Here is a 6,091-nt window from a genome sequence, read left to right on the forward strand (position 1 = left end):
GTCGCCGTCTCCTTCTTTTGTTTAAAAGACCCCCCCTCAACGTTACCCCCCAGCCCTAAACCCACACCTTACGGGCGTCTGACGCCCGTAAGGTGGCCTTAACGGCATCACGACCCCGCCCAGACGGAACCGGTCGGGTCAGCGGAGGAAGCCTCGTGCGTGGGGCCAGCCGTCGGCGATGTCGGTCTCGAGCTGGTTCAGCCGGGCCGTCAGGGCCTGGTCGAAACCGTCGAGGAAGTACTCGTCGCCGTCGCGCGGTTCGATCCGGCGGTCGTCGGCCACGAACTTCGCCACCACGTCGGAAAGGCTGGTGCCGGGCCCGACGCGGCCTGCGATGTAACGGTCGGCCCCGGCCAGACCGGGGAAACCGGCTTCGCGGTAGAGATAGACGTCGCCGAGCAGATCGACCTGCACGCCTGCCTGGATGTGCGCGCCGGGCCGCATGGTCGACGGCTTGATCCGGATCAGCTCGGCCTCGGTGCCGCAGCGGATGCTGTGCAGCGCGTAGCCGTAGTCGACGTCCAGTGTGGGAACGCGCGAAGCGACGCGTTCGGCGAAGGCGTTCAACGCGTCTTCGAGTTCGGCGCGTTCGCCAGGCGGGAGCTTGCCGTCGGGCCTGCCGCTGTAGTCCTCGCGGATGTTCAGGAAGTCCACCGGCTGATCGGGCGCGGCGTCGGAGAGTTCGGCGATGAAATCGGCCAGCCGCGTCAGCCGTGACGAACGACCCGGCAGGATGATGTAGCTGAGCCCGAGCCGTACCGGCCGCTCACGCTGGGCCCGCAGTTTCTGGAAGTTCAGCAGATTCGTTTTCACCCGGTCGAAAGCCTTGCGCTTTCCGGTCGTCTCTTCGTATTCCTCGTCGTTGAGGCCGTACATCGAGGTGCGCACCGCGTCCAGGTCCCACAGGCCCGGCTGTCGCGCGAGTGTTTGCGCCGTCAAGGCGAACGCGTTGGTGTACAACACCATCTTGAACCCGCGCCGGGCCGCGCGCGCGACCAGCTTGCCGAGGCCGGGGTTCGTCAGCGGTTCGAGCCCGCCGGAAATGTACATGGCGTACGGATTGTCCGTCGGAATCTCGTCGATAACCGACGCGAGTATCGCGTTTCCAGAGTCCAAAGTGGAGTTCTCGTACCGCGCGCCGGTCACCCGCACACAGAAGTGACAGCGGAACATGCACGTCGGCCCGGGGTAGAGCGCCACGATGTGCGGACAGACCGTTCGCCGCTCGAGGATGTTCTCGATGACTCCCTTGCTCTCCAACGGAAGCACCGTGTTCGACCAGTATTTCCCCGCCGGGCCGTGCACCACGGCGGCACGCAGCTCGGGCACCTGGTCGAACGTGTCGAGCAGGCGCTCGAACACCACGCGATCGACGGCCAGTTCCCGCCGCGCGGTCTCCAGCGTGGTGAACGGGCTGGTGCCGTACTTGCGCGTGAGCGCGAACAGCAGGTCCGTGTCGGCGGTCGCGTGCGGATACGCCGTGCTCAGCAGCTCACGCAGGGCGGCGCGCGGGTCGGGCGCGGTCCAGAACGCGGGTCCGGTCATGGGGTGTCCTTCCGTCGGGAGGTCACTTCGGCACCGTGCGCGACGGCGAACCGGATGAGCGCGCACACCCGCCGGATCTCCTCACGGGACACCGACGAACCGGTCGGCAGCGCGATCACCCTGGCGGCCATCGCCTCGGTGTGCGGCAGGTGCACCGGCCCGCGTGAGCGATACGGCTCCAGCTGGTGGCAGGCGGGCGAGCCGATCGGGGTGAGCGCGATCGCGTTCTCCGCCCGCAGTACTTCCAGGAGCAGGTCGCGGGAGATCCCCGTGACGTCCTCGGCCACATTCATGATCACGTACTGGAAGTTGTTGCGCTCCCTGGTGTCGTGCGTGAAAAAGCTCAATCCCTCGACGGTCCCGAGTTCGGCGAGATACAGCTCGTAATGGGACCTGTTGTGCCGCACGGTGGCCTCGAAGGCGTCGAGCGAGGTCAGGCCCATCGCCGCGGCGGCCTCGCTCATCTTCCCGTTGGTCCCGCCCGCGTCGCAGATGGTCTTCAGGCCCTTGCCGAAGTTGTGCAGTGCGCGGACCCGGTCCGCCAGCTCCGGATCGTCGGTGACGACGGCGCCGCCTTCGAACGCACCCGTCACCTTCGTGGCGTGGAAGCTGAACACCTCCGCCGCGCCGAAACCCCCGACGACCCGGCCCTCGGTGGTGCAGCCGATCGCGTGCGCGGCGTCGAAGAAGACGGGAATTCCGTTGTCCGCCGCGACTTTCTCCAGCTCGTCCACCGCACACGGCCGTCCCCAGAGATGCACCCCGAAGATCGCCGAGGTGCGCGGGGTGATCGCCGCGGCCACCAGTCCCGGGTCGAGGCAGCCGGTGGCCGGGTCGATGTCGCAGAACACCGGGTCCAGCCCGAGCCAGCGCACGGCGTGCGCGGTGGCGGCGAAGGTCAGCGACGGCATGACCACCTCGCCGGTCAGCCCCGCGGCGTGCACCAGCAACTGCAGCGCGACGGTGGCGTTGCAGGTGGCGACGCAGTGCGAAACGCCGGCGAGCTCGGCGACCCTGTCCTCGAACTCCAGCACCAGTGGTCCGCCGTTGGACAGCCACTGGTTGTCCAGGGCCCAGTTCAGCCTGTCGAACAGGCGCGCGCGATCGATCAGGTTGGGCCGGTTGGTGTGCAACGGCGTCAGGAACGCCGTTCGCCCGCCGAACAGGGCCAGGTCGTCCAGGTCGTGTTTCACCCTTGTGATATTTCGCGGACGGGCGCACACCCGCATCTCTGAAGCTGCGCGGACTGAGCATGCCGAGAGATGTTCCGCCGCGGCGCCGGTGTGATCCTCGGTCCATGTACGGTGACGAATTTTCCGAAGTCTACGTGTCCTATTACGAGGGCCAGGGCAAGGACTACGCGGCCGAGGCGGAGGACATCACCCGGCTGATCCGCGAGCGGACGCCGGGTGCGGACTCGCTGCTCGACGTCGCGTGCGGCACCGGCGCGCATCTGCGGCGGTTCAACCAGCTGTTCGCGCACACCGAGGGCGTGGAACTGTCCGACGGCATGGTCAAGGCCGGCCGCGTCTACTTCCCGGAACTCACGCTGCACCAAGGAGATATGCGCGATTTCCACCTCGGCCGCCGGTTCGACGCCGTCACCTGCATGTTCAGCTCGATCGGCCATGTCGGCGGGCCCGACGGCCTCGACGCGACGGCGAACTGTTTCGCCGAACATCTCGTTCCCGGCGGCACACTGGTGGTGGAACCGTGGTGGTTCCCGGAAAACTTCATCGACGGGTACATCGCGAGCGGTGTGGTCGAGGTCGGCGGCCGCACGATCATGCGGCTTTCCCATTCGGTGCGGGAAGGCGACGCCACGAAGATCACCGTGCACATGGCCATCGCGGACGCCGAACGCGGCCTGCGGCATGTGACGGAGGTCGGGATGCTTTCCCTGTTCGAGCGTGCCCGTTATGAAAAGGCTTTCGCACAGGCCGGAATCGACGCCGAATACGTCGAAGGCGGCCCGCTGGGGCGCGGCCTTTTCCTGGGTGTCCGCCGCTGAGGAGAAGCGTGACAAGGCAGGAGACGCGGCCGCGCGCTCACCCGGCAACGATGAAAAACCGAGACGGGCACTATTGATTGGGGACGCACATGCGTTTTCTGTCCGGCCGCGCGGACCTTTCGGTGGCGGTCATCGGCTTCGGTTACGTCGGTTCGTGTCTCGCCGCGACGCTGGCGGACCGCGGCTTCGACGTGCTCGCCGTGGACACCGATCCCCGGCTGCCAGGGGAACTGGCCAGGGGACACTGCCGGTTCCAGGAGGAGGGTCTGGCGAAGCTGATCTTCGACGGCCTCGGTTCGGGCAAGCTGCGGGTCAGCACCGATCCGTCCGGCCTGGCTGCTGCCGACGTCGTGCTGATCAGCGTCGGCACTCCGGTGCTCGAAGACGGTTCGCTGGCCGACGAGCAGCTGCGCGCCGCGTGCACGGAGCTCGGCCGTCACCTGCGCGAAGGGCAGCTGGTCGTGCTCAAGAGCACGGTCCCGCCCGGCACCACCCGCGACGTCGTCCTCCCGCTGCTGGAGGAGAGCGGCCTGATCGGGCAGGTCGACTTCGGGCTCGCGTACTCCCCGGAACGGCTCGCCGAAGGCACCGCGCTGCGGGAGCTGCGGACGTTCCCGATCGTCGTCGGCGGTCTCGGCGAGGAGAGCGCCGCCGCCGCGGCCGAGTTCTGGCGCCGGGCGCTCGGCGTCGAAGTCATCCCGCACGACTCGCTGGAATCGGCGGAGATCGTCAAGCTGGCGAGCAACTGGTGGATCGACGTGAACATCGCGCTCGCCAACGAACTCGCCAAGTTCTGCTCGCTCTACGGTGTCGACGTGCTCGACGTGATCAGCGCGACGAACACGATCCCCAAGGGCGCGGGCACCGTCAACGTCCTGCTGCCGAGCGTCGGGGTGGGCGGTTCGTGCCTGACCAAGGATCCGTGGATGGTCTGGCGCTCGGCCGACCGGCGTGGCGTGGACATCAGGACGGCGGTGACCGGCCGCGAGGTCAACGCGGGTATGCCGGAGTACACCGCGCAGGTGATCGTCGACGAGCTGGTGCGCCTCGGCAAGGAGCCGGCGACGGCCAAGGTCGCCGTGCTCGGGCTGGCGTTCAAGAACAACACCGGTGATCTGCGCGCGACCCCGACCCAGGGGGTGGCCGAAACGCTGGCGAAGGCGGGCGCCCAGGTGCGGTTGTACGATCCGCTGGTCGATCCCGGGCAGGTCGAGGAGATGTACGGCAGCGGGCTTGCGCCGAGCCTCGAGGACGCCGTGGACGGCGCGGACTGCGTCGCCGTGCTCGCGCTGCATCGGGAGTTCGAAGGCATCGACTTCGCGACGTTGCCGGTGGCCGCCGGGTGTCTCGTACTCGACGGGCGTGCCTACTACAGCAAGGAAAAGATCGCCGAGCTGCGCGCGCTGGGCTACGCCTACCGGGGAATCGGCCGATGAGCCGGGTCGTGGTCACCGGCGGCTGCGGGTTCGTCGGCGGTCATCTCGTGGAGCGGCTCGTCGCGCGTGGTGACGAGGTCGTCGTGTTCGACGGGCTCGCGCCGGCGAGCAGGCACGAAGGCGTCCGGTACGTCGTGGGTGACATCCGCAACCAGGCGGACCTCGCCGAGGCCGTCGACGACGGCGTCGAGATCGTCTACCACCTGGCCGCGGTGGTCGGGGTCGACAAGTACCTGTCGAGCCCGCTCGACGTGGTCGATGTCAACTTCCTCGGTACGCGAAACGTGCTGGAGCTGGCGCACCGGGTGGGTGCCCGCGTGGTGCTGAGCAGCACGAGCGAGGTCTTCGGCAAGAACCCCGCGGTGCCGTGGCGGGAGGACAGCGACCGGGTGCTGGGCGCCACGTCGGCCGCCCGCTGGTCCTATTCGACGTCGAAGGCACTGGCCGAACACCTGACCTTCGCGTTCTCCGCTCACCACGGCCTGGACGCGCGGATCGTGCGCTACTTCAACGTTTTCGGCCCGCGTCAGCGTCCCGCGTACATCGTGAGCCGGTCGGTGCACCGGGCCTTGAACCGGCGGCCGATGGTGGTCTACGACCGGGGCGTCCAGACGCGCTGCTTCACCTACGTCGACGACGCGATCGACGGCACGATCCTGGCCGCGACGCATCCGGACGCGGTGGGGGAGTCGTTCAACATCGGTTCGATGACCGAAACGACGGTCGGCGAGGTCGTCCGGCTCATCGCCGAGCTCACCGGTGCGCCGGAACCACGCACCGAGGTCGACACGGCGACCCGGGTCGGCCCCGCGTACGAGGATCTGTCCCGCCGGATCCCCGACGCCACCAAGGCCCGCGAAGTGCTCGGCTGGACCTGTGAAACCGCGTTGCGCGACGGCCTCATCAAGACGATCGAGTGGGCCCGCGGCAGCCAGTGGTGGCTGGACCTCCCGGACAGCGGTGTGGCCTGACCCGGACGCGTGCGGGTCCCCTTTGCCGCGAACGCGCTCTGGTTGTCCTTTGTGGATTGGCGGGTGGGGGTGTGGGAGGGGGGAGGGGCCCGGGACAGCGCGGCGGCTCGGGGGCGAGCGAGAGAGAG

The 6,091-nt window shown here is 68.2% G+C and carries 5 protein-coding genes; 3 read left to right on the top strand and 2 right to left on the bottom strand.

What is annotated here, in order from left to right; translation table 11 throughout:
* Positions 1-138: 138 nt before the first annotated feature.
* Complete coding sequence (gene desII, locus ACFWX1_RS47615; RefSeq protein ID WP_378396554.1) at positions 139-1,545, bottom strand: dTDP-4-amino-4,6-dideoxy-D-glucose ammonia-lyase; 1,407 nt, start codon at positions 1,543-1,545, stop codon at positions 139-141.
* A complete protein-coding gene (locus ACFWX1_RS47620; RefSeq protein ID WP_378396555.1) occupies positions 1,542-2,738 on the bottom strand; it encodes an aminotransferase class I/II-fold pyridoxal phosphate-dependent enzyme in 1,197 nt (398 codons plus the stop codon). Before ACFWX1_RS47620 ends, desII begins: the two co-directional genes overlap by 4 nt.
* A 104-nt stretch (positions 2,739-2,842) precedes the next feature.
* Between ACFWX1_RS47620 and ACFWX1_RS47625 the strand changes: the two genes are divergently transcribed.
* The 3 genes from ACFWX1_RS47625 (at position 2,843) to ACFWX1_RS47635 (ending at position 5,963) form a co-directional block, all read left to right on the top strand.
* On the top strand, positions 2,843-3,556 hold the full coding sequence (locus tag ACFWX1_RS47625) for a class I SAM-dependent methyltransferase (protein ID WP_378396556.1): 714 nt from the start codon (positions 2,843-2,845) through the stop codon (positions 3,554-3,556).
* Between the two features lie 89 nt (positions 3,557-3,645).
* Complete coding sequence (locus ACFWX1_RS47630; protein WP_378396557.1) at positions 3,646-4,992, top strand: nucleotide sugar dehydrogenase; 1,347 nt, start codon at positions 3,646-3,648, stop codon at positions 4,990-4,992.
* Positions 4,989-5,963 carry an NAD-dependent epimerase/dehydratase family protein gene (locus ACFWX1_RS47635; RefSeq protein WP_378396558.1) on the top strand — a complete coding sequence of 325 codons (975 nt, stop codon included), beginning with the start codon at positions 4,989-4,991 and terminating at the stop codon, positions 5,961-5,963. Before ACFWX1_RS47630 ends, ACFWX1_RS47635 begins: the two co-directional genes overlap by 4 nt.
* Positions 5,964-6,091: the final 128 nt, after the last annotated feature.

Origin of the sequence: Amycolatopsis sp. NPDC059021, assembly GCF_042739895.1 — a bacterium.
GTDB lineage: Bacteria > Actinomycetota > Actinomycetes > Mycobacteriales > Pseudonocardiaceae > Amycolatopsis.